We start from the raw sequence: 239 nt of genomic DNA on the forward strand, positions 1-239 counted from the left end.
ATGACCATCGCCGACAATGTCTCACTTGTCCCGAAGCTATTGAATTGGACGGCCGATAAATCCAATGAACGTTCGAGAGAATTATTGCAATTGGTCGGCTTGGATCCGGATGTCTTTATGGACCGTTATCCATTGGAGTTGAGCGGCGGCCAGCAGCAGCGGGTCGGCGTGGTCCGTGCGCTTGCGGGCGATCCGAATATCGTCTTGATGGATGAACCGTTTTCCGCGCTCGACCCGAT

The 239-nt window shown here is 54.0% G+C and carries 1 protein-coding gene; it reads left to right on the forward strand.

The features are described from left to right. Window positions 1–239: ATP-binding cassette domain-containing protein (locus tag R0J87_RS24320; protein WP_498889616.1), on the forward strand; the 239-nt coding region annotated here is incomplete at both ends.

Origin of the sequence: Halomonas sp. SIMBA_159 (assembly GCF_046536035.1) — a bacterium.
GTDB classification, from domain to species: domain Bacteria; phylum Pseudomonadota; class Gammaproteobacteria; order Pseudomonadales; family Halomonadaceae; genus Vreelandella; species Vreelandella venusta_A.